This is a genomic window from Clostridium cavendishii DSM 21758, from assembly GCF_900141845.1.
In the GTDB taxonomy this organism is placed as follows: domain Bacteria; phylum Bacillota; class Clostridia; order Clostridiales; family Clostridiaceae; genus Clostridium_AG; species Clostridium_AG cavendishii.
Window position 1 is genome coordinate 23,398 of the sequence record NZ_FQZB01000019.1, and the last position, 17,694, is coordinate 41,091.

A 17,694-nucleotide genomic window follows, 5' to 3' on the forward strand; every position below is an offset into this window, starting at 1 on the left:
AATTCATCCTTTACTATACTAATTTCCTGAAATTTTACACTTTTCAAACGTAGATTTTTATGTATCTTACAAATAATTTAGATATCAAAAATAAAATACTTTTATCATTGAACTAAACAATGTAATAAATCTTCCTTTAATTAAGTCGTACTTCATAAATCCTATTTCACATATTAAATAAAAATGTTGTCTATAATAACATCTGAAAGGAGGTTTATTAATGAAAAAATTAATTATTTCATTTTTAATTTTTCTCTGTTTATCATTAAATATCATTAGAGTAATCCCTGTTTATGCTCTAACTTCATTTAAGGAAGGAATTTATAAACTAGAGGATTTTAATTTCTCACCCGATAATTTATATAGTGTCCAAAATGCTACTACTACTGACACTTCTCTTGTACTTCTTTTTGATGAAAATCAATTAATAATACAAACAATAGCGCTAAAACCTAATTCACCAAAAATCGCTTTATTGCCTTTGAAACCTAACTATAGACTTGTCATACTAGGTCAAGGGCGTGTAATTATTTCTTAAGCATTTAAACTAATCTTTGAAAGGAGTTTTACTAATGCGAAAATTTACTTTTTCATTTTTAATCTTTTTATGTTTATCCTTTAATATACTAAATATAACAGCTATGGCCGCTGGTAATACTTTTAAGGAAGGCGTTTATAAAGTATCTGATTTTAATTTTTCATCAAATAACATTTATAATATTCAAAATGTATCTTCAACTGATACTGTTTTTGTGCTCATTTTTGATGAAAATAACCTGCAATTACAAACTATCCGTTTAGGTCCTCTCTCATTAAAATATAATTTATTACCTCTAAAACCTACTTATAGACTTGTAATAGTTGGCAATGGAAATATATTTATTTCTTAAAAGACACTTAATACAGTGTCTTTTTTGTTTTCTAAATTAGAATCAGTTTAGAAATGGTAAATTTACAGTTAATAATTGAAAATTGAATCTTGTATTAAAGCTGTTATGAGTGCTCAATTTTTAATAAGAATTGTTAAATTAAAAATTAATTTGAAACTATATTGACAATAAATTTATAATATGATAAATTTATTGTAAGATATATAAAAACTTTGATAGGAAGAGTAATTATAAGGAAGTAGTTTTAGCGAGTGAGGAATGGTGTAAGCCTCATACGATACCTATAGTGAAGAACATCCTTGAGTTTCCAACCGAAATCTTTTAGAGAGTAGACTTGGACGGAGCCTAACCGTTATAGATAGGACAGTATCGATAAGTTTATCTGTACTGATTTAAGGTGAGCTTTTTATAAGCTAACATAGGTGGTACCGCGGAAAGTATAATATGCCTTTCGTCCTATTTTTATAGGATGAAAGGCTTTTTTTATTTTTAATTATCTATTGTAAGGGCCCTATAATAGATAATTTCCTAATCAATAAGCAATAAACAATAATTAAAATTTGGAGGCGAAGTTATTATGGTAAAAACAATTGATTCATTATTAATTCCAGAAAGTTACAAATCACATTTAGGATTAAAAGAAACTGAAATAGCAATAAAAAAGGTTAAGGATTTTTTTGAAGGTGCTTTGGCTGAAGCTCTTAACTTAACTAGAGTGTCTGCTCCACTATTTGTAAAAAATGGTACTGGCATAAATGATGCACTTAATGGCACAGAAAGACCTGTCAGTTTTGATATGAAAGAGCTTAAGGATGAAACAATAGAGATAGTTCATTCATTAGCTAAATGGAAAAGACTTGCTTTATACAGATACGGCTTTCAAGTAGGTGAAGGTCTTTATACTGATATGAACGCTATAAGAAGGGATGAAGATCTTGATAACCTTCATTCAATATATGTAGACCAATGGGATTGGGAAAAGATTTTAGCTAAAGAAGATAGGAATAAGGAAACTCTTAAAACTATAGTAAAATCTATATATAAAGTATTCAAAGATACTGAAACTTATGTATGTTCCATATATAAAGATATAACTCCTATTTTACCAGATGATATTTATTTTGTTACTACACAAGAGCTTGAAGATAGATTTCCTGACTTAACTTCAAAAGAAAGAGAAGATGCTATATGCAGAGAAAAAAAGGCTGTTTTCTTAATGGAAATAGGCGGAGCATTAAAATCTGGAGAAAAGCATGATGGAAGAAGTCCTGACTATGATGACTGGAAACTTAATGGAGATATCCTATTCTACTACCCTGTTTTAGATAGAGCTTTTGAATTATCTTCTATGGGAATTAGAGTTGATGAGAAAGCTTTAGACGATCAATTAAAAATATCAGGTTGTAGAGAGAGGGCAAATCTTGATTTCCACAGATTACTTTTAGATGGCAAATTACCTTATACTGTAGGTGGTGGTATTGGGCAATCAAGAATATGTATGTTTTTCTTAAGAAAAGCTCATGTTGGCGAAGTTCAAGCTTCTATCTGGCCTGATGATATGATAGGAGTATGTGAAAAAAATGGTATAATCCTACTTTAATAAAAAATATAACGGTGTGTTTTCACCGTTATATTTTTATTGCTATTTTTTATAAAATCATTTTTAATTCTTTATTTTTCTTGATATCCTATCATACAATTTTTATATTAATTATATGATAATTTAAAATAATATAGTCTATTCTTATTTGATATTATTTTTATATAAGTTTTACAATATAAATCATTTTATATTTCTCAAAACCAGACTTTAATGCTAAATTCATAGATTTTTCATTACTTTCTTCTATATGGGCAAATGGTAAATTTCCTTTTTCTCTAATCTTTCTCGCCATAGCTACTGTAATATAATAAGCATAATTTTTTCTTCTATATTCCTTGAGTACAGTCATAAATCCCATAGCTCCATCATCATGCGTTATACTGAACCCAACTATTTTATTATCTTCTTCTATAGCTAAACTTAAACCATTTTCTATTCTATCTTTTAAATAATCAAAGCTTGTATATTTAGCATATTCGTAATTTTCAAATATATATTCACTATCCTTAAGAGTTAATTTTCTCATATTAAAATTGCACTCATCCAACTTTTTCTCCATAGGAATATACAACTTCATACATGGTAATGTCCATTCTACATTACTATTTAATGTTATATACTCGGCCATCCATTCATCAGTAAGAAAAAAAGCTTTATCCTCTTTTTCAACATATTTTAAAAGGTCTATAAATTCTTCATAAGACTCACTCGTTATATATACCCAATTTTGATCAGTAGTAGCTCTAACCAAAACAGAATCGCCTTCTCTGTATACCTTAGAATCTTTACAATTCTTAATAAAATTTATTAAATTTATATTCTTAATTTCATCTTTTAATAATAACCTTATAATTTCATCCTTATTATGCATATCTATATACCATTATCCTCTATTATTTCTGACATTAAATAAAACTTTTTAGCTACATTTATATTATTTGTACATTCATTTACCTTTCCTATTAAATAATAAATTTCCTTTTTGTACGGATCTATTGAAAGTGCTATTTTTAATTCCTCGAAAGCAATTGTATATTCTTTTTCTTCTATAAGTTTTCTTGCTCTATTTATATATATTTGAACATCATTTAGGTCACATTTTTCTTCACTACTTCTATTTTTTATTACTTCCTCTACTACAGCTTGTACTCTCTCTGGTGAAAATGGCTTTTGTAAATATGCAACTGCTCCAAGTTTAGTACAATCAATAGCATTCTTTACAGTTGCAAAAGCTGTCATTATAATAACAGGACATTTTATATCGTTTTGACTTATAACCTTTAAAACATCAGTACCACTCATTCCAGGCATTCTTATATCCAAAAATATAAGTTCAAAATCATCTTTATGTTCTTCTAATATTTCTAAAGCAACCTTTCCATTTTCCGCTGTAATTACCTCGTAACCTTTTATTTCAAGACAAGTTGTAAGTAAAACCCTTATATTTTTTGTATCATCTATAATAAGAACTTTTCCCATAATAAATTACCTCTCACTTTCTTTATTTTCCGTTTTAATTGTAAATGTAAATATACTTCCCTTATTTACTTCACTTTCACATTTAATTTCTCCACCATGAGCTTCAACTATTTCTTTAACTATAGATAACCCAAGACCTGTGCTTTCTGGAAGGACTTCAAACCCATCTACTCTTACAAATTTTTGGAATATCCTCTCTAGATATTCTTCTGGTATTCCTCTTCCAGTATCTTGAACATATACCTTTATACTATCATTAAATTTATAAGCACCTATAGATATTGCTCCATTTTCATCTGTATACCTTATGGCGTTTGATACTAAATTATTTAAAACCCACATAATCTTTTCTTCATCAACCATAACTTTAGGAAGATTGTCTTCTATTACCGCTACCAAACTCAAAGCTTTTTTTTCTGCTTGATTTTTGTAACTATCCACACAACTTTGTATTAAGACTTCTATATTAACAGGTAATATATTAAATACTGCCCTTTCTGATTCTAGTTCTGATATTTTAAGTAAATTTAAAACTAAATCATTTAACTTTTGAACATCTTCTTTTATTGCACCTAACACTCTATTCTGCCTTGTATTTAATGCTCCTAAATTTGCATCATTCATAAGTCCTACACCCATCATAAGAGATGTCAAGGGTGTTTTTAACTCATGGGATATGGTTCCTATAAATTCAGTTTTAATTCTTTCTAGTTGTTTAAGCTCAGTTACATTTTTAAATAACACAATAACTCCATTATTTTTATCATCTTTATCCTTTATAGGTGTTACAGTAACATTAAAATAAGTTAATTTATTATTAATTGTTATTTCAAATAACATTCCCTTATCAATAGAATTATTATTCATTATTTCAAAAACATGATCATATAGCTCTCCTTCTTTTATAACTTGAAGAAAATGCCTATTTAAAACTTCTTCTTCATTTAAACTAAAAAAATTTCCACAATCATTATTTATAAATTTTATCTTAAAGCTAGAATCTAAAACCATTAAAGGATCTGATATACTTTTAACTATTGTCATAGACCTGTGCTTTTCCGCTAAAAGTGTTCCTTTCGTACTTTTCTCAAATTCATGAAGCCTAGATGTCATATTGTTAAACTCTGTAGCTAACATTCCAATCTCATCATTATATATTATAGGTGCTTGTTTATTTAGCTCTCCTTCTTTAACTGATTTAATAGTATCAGCTAATAAATGTATCGGTTTTAAATACTTATTAGTATATATCAATGACAAGAATAACCCTATTGATGCAGCCATAAGCGACACTATAAATATTATTTTTGTAGATGCTTCGGCACTAAATTTAGTCTTGTTTTTTTTGTCAAACATGGCTACTTCATTAGCCTTTGATAAATCTTTCAAATCACCTTTAATTTCTTCTATCTTTTTGCTTATATTATTTTTGTAAAATTCTTCTCTTTCTACATTCTTGTTATTATCAATTTCTTGTAAATGAGCAAATAGCTTTGTTAACTCTACATAATGAGTATTAAGCTTATCCACTATTTCCCCTTCTGTAGGTTCTGTAACGTTACCCTTCTCAACATAAAGCCATTTATAAAACTCATCATTACTTTTATAAAACATGTCTATTGCTTCCTTATTGTGGAACTGTAGATATTTAAGTACTGCCTTATCTTCATTTTCTATCCTTTCATTCATATTATTTGCTGCAACTATACTTTTATAATTATCAGTAATCAACCCATCTATTGACATGCCCAATTTGTAAACATTATAAACAGAAATTGACCCAACTATACCAATTATGAAAATTAAAGATATATATATTAGATTTAATTTTCCTTTTAGAGTTTTTATATAATTCATACGATATATTAACCTTTCTTTTCTTATTGTTCCACATATTAGGATTATATCAATTTAAGCCTAATCATTCAACTTTACAAATAAACTATAAAATTAGAAAATTAATATTCTTTAGAAGACCGTATACTAATATTATATTTTATACTACATAGGTAGAAGCCCCTAAGATAGCTTAGAGGCTTTTTGCCATTAAATAAATCTTATTCTTACTATAATTTTCCATTACTTTTTAATATATTAGCTACTTCTAAATTTAACATTAATACATTAACTCTTTCTTCACCTAAAATTCCTAGACTCTTACTATCTGTACATTTAGATATTAACTTTTCTAATTCACCTTTTGAAATTCCTGATGCTTTTGAAACTGCATCTATTTGAATTTTTGCTGAAGCCGGTGTTATATTAGGATCTAAGCCTGAGCCTGAAGCAGTCAATAAATCAGTTGGTATATCTTCTTTTTTTACTGTAGGATGACTTTTTAAAAAGTCTTCCATATCTTTTTCAACTCTTTCCTTTAATGCTGGATTGCCGTTTGAGTAGTTAGAACCTCCTGATCCTATCCCACCATAAGCTGTCTTACCATCTTTATCTGGTTTAGTATCTTCTTCTGTATAAGTATTATAGTTTATTGAAGATGGTCTACTTCTAAAGAATCTTTCATCAGTAAAGTTTTGACCTAACATTTTTGAACCTACTACTTTACCATTGAAGTAAGCTAAACTTCCATTTGCCTTATCTTTAAAAGCTACCTGGCTTATACCAGTAACTATTAAAGGATATATAAATCCACATAATACTATTAATGCAATGCATAATGTTAATGAGGTCGTAATTATTTTTTTCATCTAAAATCCCTCCAAATTCATGCTATAAAACAAGCATACTTACTAATGGTGAAACTATTATATCTATTATTTTAATTCCTATGAACGGCACTATAATTCCACCTAATCCATAAATTAATATGTTTCTTAATAACATCTTTTCTGACTTCATAGGTTTATATTTAACACCCTTCATTGCTATAGGTATTAATAAAGGTATTATTATAGCATTGAAGATTAAAGCTGATAATATAGCACTTGATGGAGTTTCAAGTCTCATTACATTTATAATATTCATTTCTGGTATAGCAATTGCAAACATTGCTGGTATTATGGCAAAGTATTTAGCTACATCATTTGCTATACTAAATGTTGTAAGTGCACCTCTTGTTATTAAAAGTTGCTTTCCTATTTCAACTACTTCTAATATCTTAGTTGGATCTGAATCTAAGTCAACCATATTTGCAGCTTCCTTTGCAGCTTGAGTTCCACTATTCATAGCTATTCCTACATCTGCCTGTGCTAGAGCTGGTGCATCATTTGTTCCATCACCTGTCATAGCAACTATTTTACCTTCATTTTGTTCTCTTTTAATAACATCTATTTTGTCTTCTGGTTTACATTCTGGTATAAATTCATCAACTCCAGCTTCTTTAGCTATTGTTGCTGCTGTTAATGGATTATCTCCTGTACACATAACAGTCTTTATTCCCATTTCTCTAAGTCTTGCAAATCTCTCAACTAGTCCAGGTTTTACAGTATCTTTTAAATATATTACTCCAAAAATATGCTTGTCTACAGCAACTACTAACGGAGTTCCTCCAAGTTTTGATATTTTTTCAGTTACTGCATCTAAATCCTCTGGAACCCTTCCTCCAAGTTCAGTTATAAAAACTTTAACTGCATCTGTAGCCCCTTTTCTAACTCTTACTCCATCTCTTAGATCCATACCACTCATTCTAGTTTGAGCTGTAAATTCTATAAAATCAGCATCTTCATATTCTTTTTCATTTATACTTACACCTTGATTTTTAGCAAGTTCTATTACAGACCTTCCTTCTGGCGTTGTATCTTTTATCGAAGAAAGAACTGCAAATCTTGTAACTTCTTCCTTTGTATGCTTTCCAGCAGGTATAAATTCTGCTGCCATTCTATTACCAAAAGTTATGGTTCCTGTTTTATCTAATATCATTGTATCTACGTCACCACAAGCCTCAACAGCTTTACCTGACATAGCTATAACATTAAATCTTGTAACTCTATCCATACCTGCTATACCTATAGCTGAAAGTAATCCTCCTATTGTTGTTGGTATAAGACAGACAAGTAACGCTATCATAGTTGATACTGGAATATCTATTTTTGAGTAAATTGCCATAGGGAATAATGTCATTATAACTATTAAGAATATTATTGTTAACCCTATAAGTAAAGTACTTAAAGCTATTTCATTTGGAGTCTTCTTACGAGAAGCCCCTTCTACCAATTTTATCATCTTATCAAGGAAAGATTCTCCTGGTGTTGCTGTTATTTCAACTTTTAACCAATCACTAACTACTTTTGTTCCTCCAGTTACTGATGAAAAATCTCCACCTGCTTCTTTTAATACTGCTGCTGACTCCCCTGTTATTGATGATTCATCTACTGAAGCTACACCTTCATAAACAAATCCATCATTTGGTACTAAATCGCCATTTTCAACTAAAACTCTATCCCCTTTTTTTAATTCAATAGCACTTATCAATTTAAATGTTCCATCCTTTAAAAGTAGTTTAGCCTTTGTGTCTTTACGGGTTTTCTTTAATTCATCAGCTTGCGCCTTTCCCCTTCCTTCTGCTATTGCTTCTGAAAAGTTTGCAAAAAGCACAGTTACTAATAATATTATACTTACTACAAAATTGTAATACCTTAAATTGCTTTGACCATCACCAAAAAGATTTGGAAATATTGTTAATACTAATGTAATAAAAAAACCTAATTCTACTACAAACATAACTGGATTTTTAATCATAAATTTAGGATTAAGTTTTATAAAAGAATCTTTTATGGCTTTTATCTTTATATCTTTATTTATAGCCTTTTTATTTTCTACCTTATTCATTATATCTACTCCTTGATTTACTTCAATAATGTTAAATGTTCTGCTATAGGTCCAAGTGCTAAGGCTGGTAAGAATGTTAATGCTCCTATTATTAATACAATTGCTACAAGCATAATAACAAACATTTTATTATCTGTTTTAAAGGTTGATACACTTACTGGAACTGCTTTTTTAGATGCTAATGAACCAGCCACTGCAAGTAATAATATCATTGAAAAATATCTACCAAACAACATTACTAAACCAGCACTTGTATTCCAGAATATAGTATTATCTGCAAGTCCTTCAAAACCAGACCCATTATTAGCTGCAGAGCTTGTGAATTGATACAGTGATTGACTTAAGCCATGAAAACTTGGATTTGTTAAACCAGCAAGTCCATCTGTTGTAACTAAAGATATTGCTGTTGGGGTAAGTATTATTAATGGGTGTATAATAATTGCAAGTGCAATTAGCTTCATTTCCTTTCCTTCAATTTTCTTTTTTAAAAACTCTGGCGTTCTTCCAACCATTAAACCACAAAGGAATACTGTAAGTATTGCATACATTAACATACCCATAAGGCCTACACCTTCACCACCAAAAATTACATTAAGCATCATATTCCAAAGTGGCACTAATCCACCAAGTGGTGTAAGTGAATCATGCATATTATTTACTGATCCTGTTGTAAAAGATGTAGTTACTGTAGTGAATAAAGCCGATTGAGTAATTCCATTTCTTACTTCTTTACCTTCCATATTTCCTAAACTTTGAGATAAACCTGAGTTTGTTAAAATCGGATTTCCTGCAATCTCTGCTTTATAACAAACTACTAATGATATTAGAAATAAAATAGACATTGCTGCAAATATCGCTCTACTTTGTTTTCTATTCTTTAACATATGCCCTAAACTAACTACTAAAGCTCCTGGTATTATCATCATCGAAAGCATTTCTACTAAATTTGTTATTGGAGTTGGATTTTCAAATGGATGTGCTGAGTTTGCCCCAAAGAAACCACCACCATTAGTCCCTAAATGCTTTATAGACTCTAAAGCTGCTACTGGACCTCTTGCAATATCTTGCATTTTCCCCTCTATTGTAGTAACTGTAACATTTGCATCCAAAGTTTGGGGTGTTCCTTGAGAAACTAATATAAGTGATACTAAAATTGCAAGTGGTATAAGTACCCTTGTGGTAATCCTAACCATATCTACAAAATAATTTCCTAAAGTTTTTTTCTTTCCTACAATTCCTCTCATAAATGCAGCAGCTGCTGCAACTCCTGATGCTCCTGATGTAAACATTAAGAAAATTATAACTATCATTTGACTTAAATAACTTAACCCTGACTCACCACTATAATCTTGTAAGTTAGTGTTTGTAATAAAACTTATCGCTGTATTAAAACTTAAACCTTCTTCCATTGCTCCTATACCGTTAGGATTTAAGAAGAGCATTGCTTGTACCCTTAATACTATGTATGATACCAATACCATAACACCATTAAACACTACTAAGGATATTGCGTACTTTTTCCATACCATTTCCTCTTTATCTATCCTAGTAATTTTATAAATTATATTGTCCATTCTATCAAATACTGGATCTATCTTTGATTTTTCTCCACTAATAACTTTATAAAGATATTTTCCTAGTGGTATTATTATTAAAATAAATAATGCTAATGAAAATACTATTTGTAAAATATTCATTTATTTTAACCCCCTGAATAAATTTATTTACTATATCTAGAACTTTTCTGGATTTATAAGTGCATAACCTAGGTAAATAAATAATGCACCTCCAAGGATACCTAACAATATCATATTATTTGCCTCCTAGTATTAACTTTATTTTTTATCCTTCTTAGGATTAATTTGCTTATCACACCACTCTGTTGTTAAGTAAAATACTATATAACATAAAAGTAGCGTTCCTATAAATATAATATCCTTCATACATATCCCCCCATTTCAAACTTACACTTGTCTGCCAGCCAGTAAACTCATTATAAACTCCTATGTATTAAAATATAAAATCTTCAAATTTCTTTATTTTAGTTTTCTTGTTATTATTAGTTGTTATTAAATTAAAATAAGCCTATTTTTCATAAGCTTATCCTCTTATTTTCTCTTTTTTACAGCTTGTTATAAAATTAAGTTTTTATTTTCTTAAATATAATCAAAAAAACTTTTATTTATACTTTTAAATACCATTTATAGAAATTAAAATGCTATTGCTAAGCTTTACAACGTTTTCTATATTCTTAAAATAATTAAAAAATCTTTTAATATTTTACTAAAAAATTTTATTTTTTCTCCTTTTTGTTTTAATGCTTTAATTCATTGTAAGACTTAAATATTGTAAGAAAAATAGTCTTAATTTCATATAATGCTTTATTACATATTCAATAAAAAATTATTAACTATTATTTTAAATTTGATAATCTTATGGATTAAAATTAGAATTATCTAGTAATAAAAAATCAGCTAAAGGGGGCTATACTTTTGATATTTAATGATTATACAGACTTTTCGCACCCACTTTTAATTAAAAGTGGGACTAACTTTAATTCATCAACCATAGAACATAAAATATATAAAATATTCAACTTTGTAAGAAATAATATAATATATGAAAATAGTAAATTTGTACAAAAAGCTTCTGAAACACTAGTTTTCGGATTTGGCAATAATACAAGTAAAAACATTTTACTTTATTCGCTTTTAAAAATTAATAAAATAGAATGTTCTTTAGAATCTATTTTTATTAAGGACAATTTTAACTGTATAATAAGCAAAAATGACTCCATTACTGAATGGTATTTTGTTAAACTAAATATTTCAAATAAAACAATAATATTAGATCCCACATTAGATTCTAGTATAAGAAGAGGACTAAACATTAGATATACAGGCGATAACACAAATTATTTCCCCTTAGATTTTAAAATAAATGATAAACCTATTTTCTCAACTTCTATTAAAAAAAATTCATTAAATTATTCCAATATAATTTAAAAGAGATATCTCAAAAATAGAATTTCTATTTTGAGATATCTCTTTTATTTTTAATTCTTATTTAGTTGTTTTATCTAAAACATCGCCTTGACTTGCGTCATTTCCTTCTTGCTTTGGCTGACTTGGATCTGCTTTCTTAGTATCCAATTTAGCTGGTTCTATTTCTTCTGCAGCCTTACCAAATATACCTTTTACCCAATTTGCAAATGAGTCAAATTTCATCGATATCTTGTGAAGTAAATTATTATTTTCCTTTAATATAACTCCAGCCTTTTCAAGACTTTTTTGCATATTTTCGTTTAACTTATCTAATGAAGATTTTATATCATTATAATTTAAATTCAATTTATTTACATCTTCTAATAATTTAGTTAATTGCTTTTCTTGATCAGCTGTAAGCTTAACTTCATAGTTATCTGATGTTTTATCTATAACTTTTTTTATTGCTTGTTCATCTTTTGGTTTATCCTTTATAACTTGTGTTTTAGCGTCACTTACCATAGAAGCTGCTTTATCTGGACCTATACTATCCCCTATATTCTTAGTTACACTTATTTCTTTTCTAGCTACTTCCTTATTTTCAAGAGGTAATTCCTTTCCTGTTGATTTTTCAAAACCTTTTAATACACCAGCTAAAGCTGCTGTTCCTGTTACTTCATAAGGTGCATCTGCTATAACTTTAGCATCTGTTATACCTGAAGTTATAATTGCATTTGCAAGCATACTTTTTGTAACTTCTGTAAGGTTATGAGTTGATACATTTACACCTTCACCCTTTCCTAACACTTTAATATAACAGCTTGAAATTGAAACACTGTTTTTTGGTATAGGCTTACTTGTATCCATTCCTAATTGTTCTCTTATATCTTGATTTGTTATGTCAATTTGCTTAACATCCCCAGCCTCTATTTGTTTATATGTTACTCCAAACCTATTTAACATCTCTGTTTTTTGCTCTTTCTTTAAATCAGCTCCTAAGCTAACAACTACTGTATCCTTTGAATCAGCGAAAGCTACAGTACTTGAAAGTGTTCCTGCTATTAATAGCGCTGATAATGCACTTGATAAAAACTTAAATTTTATTTTCATTTTACTTAATCTCTCCCTACATTTAGTACTTTATATTAATAATATACAATAAAATTTATTTTATTATTACACCCCCTAATGTTTACTTATCATTATTTTACTATATTAATAAAATTATTAGTAGTAAAATTATGGATAGTATCTCAAGAGGAACTTCTGTTTATTGTATTAAAATAAATATTCTTAATAAGCTTAACTAATTTGAATTATAAATTAATTAGTTAAGCTTAGCTTTATATTATTAAAAACTAAAATTTCATTATTCACTTATATATATCAGAAAACTCTATTTGTATTTTCTCAACATTAGTATGATGCACAAGCTTTTCCTTGTCTTTAAATTCATCTTCTTTTATTTCAATATTTACTGGTAAATATATTTTAAAGTTTGTTCCCTCTTTATATTTACTTTCAACCCTAATCTCTCCCTTATGCATTTCAACTAAAGATTTAACCATAGAAAGTCCTATTCCGCTACCTTCATGACTTCTGCTTAATAATGGATCTACCTGTTTGAATCTTTCAAATATATTACTTAACTCCGATTCTGGAATCCCCCTTCCATTATCCTTAACTTCTATTACTATATAAGTTATTCTATCATATATATTTACTTCTATAACCCCATTTACATCAGTAAATTTGATAGCGTTAGATATAAGATTTAAGAGAATTCTCTCCATCTTTTCTTCATCTATTGCCATTATTTTTTCTTCTATCTCTGTATCAAATATAATTTCTCTGTTCATATTTTCTACATATTTAGCTGTTGACAAAGTTATCTCTTCCACCACAGCTACTATGTTATCATTTTTCAAATTTAATTCCATAAATCCTGAATCTATTTTTGTAATATCAATTAAATTATTTACAAGTCGTAAAAGTCTGTAACAATTTTGTTTTATAGTATCTATATAGTTATTAAGCTTTTCTTTATTTGCAATTGTATCTGTATTTTCAGCATACAAAGAAAATAGTTGCGCAGTTGAAAATATAATATTAAGCGGTGTCTTAAGTTCATGAGACATATTTGCCATAAATTCGTTTTTAAGCTTATCGTATTTAACTGTCTCTTCTAATAATCTATTATTTACAGTAATCATATTATTAAAACTTTTTGATAATATACCAATTTCATCCTTACTGTCTATGTCTGAACGTATAGACAAATCCCCTTTACTAGCTATTTCCATATAATCTTTAAGCTTTTTAAGTGGATTTGATAAGTTATTAGCTATTATTATAGCCAATGCTGTTGAAATAACTATAATTATTAGGCCAACTATTAATATTGATATCATTATAGTTTTAGAAGTATAATTTAAATCATCGTGAGTAGCTGTAGCTACTATATACCAATTCCATGGTTCAAAATATCTATAACTTGCAAATTTTTTCATACCATTAAATTCATATTCTATAGTACCAGACTTATTTTTTAGCATCTGCTTGCAATAATCAAATTCACCTAAGCTCTCACCTTTTTTAGTAGGATGCGTTTTAAGTACACCATCTCTATCAATTATATAAAGATAACCTGACTTACCAAATTTAATAGCATTAATGCTTTTTTCTAAATAATCATTAAGAATTTTATTTCCGAGCCCAATTGCTCCAACTACTTTCTTATTATTATTAAACAAAGGCTTTACCCTTGTAATATACGTTTCTCCTCCAAAAGTTATAACCCCTTCATATTCTTCGCCTTTTATTATTTTTTGATAAATTTCAGAATCACTTGTTATACATGTACCTACTGCACTTCCATTTTTATTTTCTAACATCGTAGCCACTCTTATAAGTTTATTTTCGTCTAATAAATGTATTGTAACTAGCGCTCCACTATTTTTTTTTAAATCACTCACCAAATCACCATTTAATGACAATCTTGTTTTTCCTGCATATAAACTTGGATAATATCCATCTCCAATCTTAAGAAACTCATCTTCATGTATAGATACTTCTCCTAAATTCTTTATCTCATCTGATGCATAATTTGTATCACTAAACGCCTTTTCCATAAGCAAATCATTTCTTACACTAAGGGTCGTATTCATAAGTTCTGTTATTCTATAGCTATTTTCTGTTACTTCATTAAAAAGTGCTTTTTTAGACTTATCAGCAATTAAAAGCCCTAAAACTCCTACTGTAAATATAATTAATACTAAATAACTAATTATAAGTTTAAACTTAATACTCATTATATTTTGTATCCCTTCTTCCTAAGTAAAATATATATTATATTTCTTAATTTCTACTTTTAGATTTATTTGCCTTATTTATAATATCATAATATATACAAAAAGTCACAAACATTATTATTTGTGACTTTTTTTCTAATATTTTATCAAGTTCTTTAAATCTTTGCCTTACATATTATAAGAATATACTTCACCATTTAATATAATATATACACTTTTCATTTTTACATATTTAAAAATACAAATTAAATCACACAATAATAGTTAACTTCCTATAATAAAAGTATAATAAATATTAGGGGAGTGAATTCTTTATGTCAACTGTAATTAATGTTTCTCCACAAGAGGCTCATGGCTTAATCTTTCAAAAGCAAGTCGTTGTTTTAGATGTAAGAGATAATTTTGAATTTAATTCTGGACATATTCCACGTGCTATAAATATTCCAGTTTCAAAACTTGATTCAATTATTGATAATAAAATCCCAAATAAAAATACGCCTATATTAGTTCACTGCTTTGCCGGCTCTAGAAGCCCTATAGCCGTAAATATACTTTTAAATCATGGTTATCAAAATATATACCATCTTACTGGTGGTATTAATAGTTGGCAGTATGGAATTGTTTAGAAAAAGATTGTATAACTTTTTCTTATATTTTTCATAATCTCTAAAAAATTAAAAATCATATTTTCCCATTTAAATCATTAAAGGAATTTATAAAATTTATCATTATAATTCTTATTTATAATGATAAGCAATTTTATACTTTCCTTATACATAAAAAGTTAGAATTAAAATTCACAAATAATTTCAAAATTTTTATTTTCCCAAATATACATAATTATAGTAATTAAACTGCTAAAATCATTATATAATGTATAGTATAAAAATAATTATCAAAAAGGATTTTTTATGAACCATATAGTAGATACTATAATCGAATTTCTTACATACTCATTAATTGGAATAAGTAATGTTCTTATAGATATATTCATTTTCAACCTACTTTGGACAATAAGCGGAAGAACTCAAGGTAATATAAATTATTTATTTAAACTTATATCTTTTTCTGTTTATTCTACAACTGGATATTTATTAAATAGACACTTCACCTTTAAAAGTGATTGTGAAAATCGGGCATATTTAAAGTATCTATGCATACTAGCGCTTCTATCCTTTTTAGACGGTACTCTTATATCTAAATTAACTTTACTAAATCCCTTTTCTATAAAGCATGTTTACTGGAGAAACATAACTATATTACTGGCTTCTGCTTCAACTGGTTTACTTGGCTTTTTTATAAATAAATTTTTTATATTTGAAAAATAATTTGGAGGTATTTTATGTTAACCTTTTTATCTTTATTATTAATATTAATAGTTGTGGCTATAGGCTCATTAATACTAAAAATAATTAGTATATCCTTACCAACTAATGGCGAAAAAATCCCTAAATATTCAAATGAAAAAAAAGCTTTAATTATAATAGATGTACAAGAAGATTTTACTGGAACTACTGCAACAACTCCTTTCCCTTATAAAAATTCAATTGAACTTATAAATAATATAAATTCTCTTATAAACAAAGCTGAAAAGAAAAATATACCTGTAATTTATATAAAACATGAACTTGAAACAACATCCTTTAACAAGACTTTACTTAAAGGAAAAGTTCTTAAAGGTAATATTGGTACAAGCTTTGATTCTAGATTAAAAATAATTAGTAATAATATTTTTACTAAAAATATTGGTGACTCTTTTTCTAATCCTGAACTTGATAAGTTCTTAAGATTTAATGAAATATCTAAACTATATGTATGTGGACTTGATGCTAGTGGTTGTGTTCGTTTAAGCTCACTAGGCGCAAGAAACAGGGATTATAAAGTAATTGCTATTAAGGATGCAATAGTTACTTTAAAAGAAGATAATATAGATGAAATTTTTAATAACTATTCCTCTAAAGGTATTGACGTGATTGAGATGAATAATTTAATATTTTAAATATTACTGCATAAATCTAAATTTTTCATAGGCAAAAACAAGAAATAACAAATAAGAACTTTTTCTCTAAAAGCTCTTATTTGTTATTTAAAATCTTATTTTGCTTTTCTTTTAGCATACTCATAAGCTGCAAAAAGTATTATAAATATAACCAAAAATGGTGCTTTACCTATTACTATTTTTGAACCTAAAACTGCAACTCCATATAAAATAAGCAGAATTACTGTGCCTATTAAAATCATAATTAACTGTTGCTTTTTCACATCTAATTTATCAATGTACTTTGTTACTAAATAAATTATAATAAAAAATGTTATTGACGCAAATATTGGCGCTAATGTAAAATCATAAGGAAGCCAAACACTTTTTATTTTTCCACTACCATTCAAAATCTCTCTGTTTGCATAATCTAAACTGAACATTATTAAAATTGCTTGTGCTATGTATTTAATATACTCATATTTTGACCAATTTCTAAAATCTTCCTTTGAATTTGTAGTCTTATTAAGAGTCCCTCTATTTTTAACTTCGCTCACTTTTCTTTTAGGTTTATTGTTCTTCTTTTTTCCCATAGCTTTCTCCTATTTCTATAATATATTTTTAAGTTTGTCCTTATTTATAACAGTTAAACCTAAGATTATCA

The 17,694-nt window shown here is 27.6% G+C and carries 17 protein-coding genes and 1 other annotated feature; of the genes, 7 read left to right on the plus strand and 10 right to left on the minus strand.

Annotation, left to right across the window (positions count from 1 at the left end; translation table 11 throughout):
- The first annotated feature begins 220 nt into the window (after window positions 1–220).
- The 3 genes from BUB01_RS19425 to asnA all read left to right on the plus strand — a co-directional run bounded on the left by BUB01_RS19425 (window position 221) and on the right by asnA (window position 2,490).
- On the plus strand, window positions 221–538 hold the full coding sequence (locus tag BUB01_RS19425; RefSeq protein WP_072992231.1) for a hypothetical protein: 318 nt from the start codon (window positions 221–223) through the stop codon (window positions 536–538).
- A 34-nt stretch (window positions 539–572) separates the two neighbouring features.
- Complete coding sequence (locus BUB01_RS19430; RefSeq protein WP_072992234.1) at window positions 573–890, plus strand: hypothetical protein; 318 nt, start codon at window positions 573–575, stop codon at window positions 888–890.
- A 203-nt stretch (window positions 891–1,093) separates the two neighbouring features.
- Window positions 1,094–1,352 (plus strand) — a binding site (T-box leader).
- A gap of 127 nt (window positions 1,353–1,479) precedes the next feature.
- Window positions 1,480–2,490: an aspartate--ammonia ligase gene (asnA, locus tag BUB01_RS19435; protein WP_278337159.1), complete on the plus strand. Its 1,011-nt coding sequence runs from the start codon at window positions 1,480–1,482 to the stop codon at window positions 2,488–2,490.
- Between the two features lie 160 nt (window positions 2,491–2,650).
- Here asnA and BUB01_RS19440 read toward each other — a convergent pair whose 3' ends face one another.
- The 7 genes from BUB01_RS19440 to kdpF all read right to left on the minus strand — a co-directional run bounded on the left by BUB01_RS19440 (window position 2,651) and on the right by kdpF (window position 10,568).
- Window positions 2,651–3,364, minus strand: coding sequence for a GNAT family N-acetyltransferase (locus BUB01_RS19440; protein WP_084109052.1), 714 nt, complete (start codon window positions 3,362–3,364; stop codon window positions 2,651–2,653).
- Window positions 3,365–3,366: 2 nt separating this feature from the next.
- Window positions 3,367–3,972: a response regulator gene (locus BUB01_RS19445; protein ID WP_072992241.1), complete on the minus strand. Its 606-nt coding sequence runs from the start codon at window positions 3,970–3,972 to the stop codon at window positions 3,367–3,369.
- A gap of 6 nt (window positions 3,973–3,978) precedes the next feature.
- Window positions 3,979–5,829: a HAMP domain-containing histidine kinase gene (locus BUB01_RS19450; protein WP_072992243.1), complete on the minus strand. Its 1,851-nt coding sequence runs from the start codon at window positions 5,827–5,829 to the stop codon at window positions 3,979–3,981.
- Between the two features lie 209 nt (window positions 5,830–6,038).
- Complete coding sequence (gene kdpC, locus BUB01_RS19455; protein ID WP_072992247.1) at window positions 6,039–6,677, minus strand: potassium-transporting ATPase subunit KdpC; 639 nt, start codon at window positions 6,675–6,677, stop codon at window positions 6,039–6,041.
- 22 nt (window positions 6,678–6,699) lie between these two features.
- Window positions 6,700–8,757: a potassium-transporting ATPase subunit KdpB gene (kdpB, locus tag BUB01_RS19460; protein WP_072992250.1), complete on the minus strand. Its 2,058-nt coding sequence runs from the start codon at window positions 8,755–8,757 to the stop codon at window positions 6,700–6,702.
- A 17-nt stretch (window positions 8,758–8,774) separates the two neighbouring features.
- A complete protein-coding gene (gene kdpA, locus BUB01_RS19465) occupies window positions 8,775–10,454 on the minus strand; it encodes a potassium-transporting ATPase subunit KdpA (RefSeq protein ID WP_072992253.1) in 1,680 nt (559 codons plus the stop codon).
- A gap of 36 nt (window positions 10,455–10,490) precedes the next feature.
- Window positions 10,491–10,568 carry a K(+)-transporting ATPase subunit F gene (gene kdpF / locus BUB01_RS24030; protein WP_072992365.1) on the minus strand — a complete coding sequence of 26 codons (78 nt, stop codon included), beginning with the start codon at window positions 10,566–10,568 and terminating at the stop codon, window positions 10,491–10,493.
- 681 nt (window positions 10,569–11,249) lie between these two features.
- Here kdpF and BUB01_RS19475 point away from each other — a divergent pair.
- A complete protein-coding gene (locus BUB01_RS19475; protein ID WP_072992256.1) occupies window positions 11,250–11,762 on the plus strand; it encodes a hypothetical protein in 513 nt (170 codons plus the stop codon).
- Between the two features lie 57 nt (window positions 11,763–11,819).
- On the opposite strand, the gene BUB01_RS19480 is transcribed toward BUB01_RS19475, so the two are convergent.
- Together BUB01_RS19480 and BUB01_RS19485 are read right to left on the minus strand one after the other, a co-directional pair.
- A complete protein-coding gene (locus BUB01_RS19480) occupies window positions 11,820–12,851 on the minus strand; it encodes a DUF1002 domain-containing protein (RefSeq protein WP_072992259.1) in 1,032 nt (343 codons plus the stop codon).
- A gap of 263 nt (window positions 12,852–13,114) precedes the next feature.
- Window positions 13,115–15,052 carry a Cache 3/Cache 2 fusion domain-containing protein gene (locus BUB01_RS19485; RefSeq protein ID WP_072992262.1) on the minus strand — a complete coding sequence of 646 codons (1,938 nt, stop codon included), beginning with the start codon at window positions 15,050–15,052 and terminating at the stop codon, window positions 13,115–13,117.
- Window positions 15,053–15,366: 314 nt separating this feature from the next.
- Here BUB01_RS19485 and BUB01_RS19490 point away from each other — a divergent pair, with 314 nt between their 5' ends.
- The 3 genes from BUB01_RS19490 to BUB01_RS19500 all read left to right on the plus strand — a co-directional run bounded on the left by BUB01_RS19490 (window position 15,367) and on the right by BUB01_RS19500 (window position 17,051).
- Window positions 15,367–15,678 (plus strand): rhodanese-like domain-containing protein, encoded by a 312-nt coding sequence (locus BUB01_RS19490; RefSeq protein WP_072992264.1) that lies wholly within the window; start codon window positions 15,367–15,369, stop codon window positions 15,676–15,678.
- 285 nt (window positions 15,679–15,963) lie between these two features.
- Window positions 15,964–16,380, plus strand: coding sequence for a GtrA family protein (locus BUB01_RS19495; RefSeq protein ID WP_072992267.1), 417 nt, complete (start codon window positions 15,964–15,966; stop codon window positions 16,378–16,380).
- A gap of 14 nt (window positions 16,381–16,394) precedes the next feature.
- Window positions 16,395–17,051 (plus strand): cysteine hydrolase family protein, encoded by a 657-nt coding sequence (locus tag BUB01_RS19500; RefSeq protein ID WP_072992270.1) that lies wholly within the window; start codon window positions 16,395–16,397, stop codon window positions 17,049–17,051.
- Between the two features lie 95 nt (window positions 17,052–17,146).
- Here the strand turns inward: BUB01_RS19500 and BUB01_RS19505 are convergent, their stop codons facing one another.
- Window positions 17,147–17,623 (minus strand): hypothetical protein, encoded by a 477-nt coding sequence (locus BUB01_RS19505; RefSeq protein WP_072992273.1) that lies wholly within the window; start codon window positions 17,621–17,623, stop codon window positions 17,147–17,149.
- Window positions 17,624–17,694 lie beyond the last annotated feature (71 nt).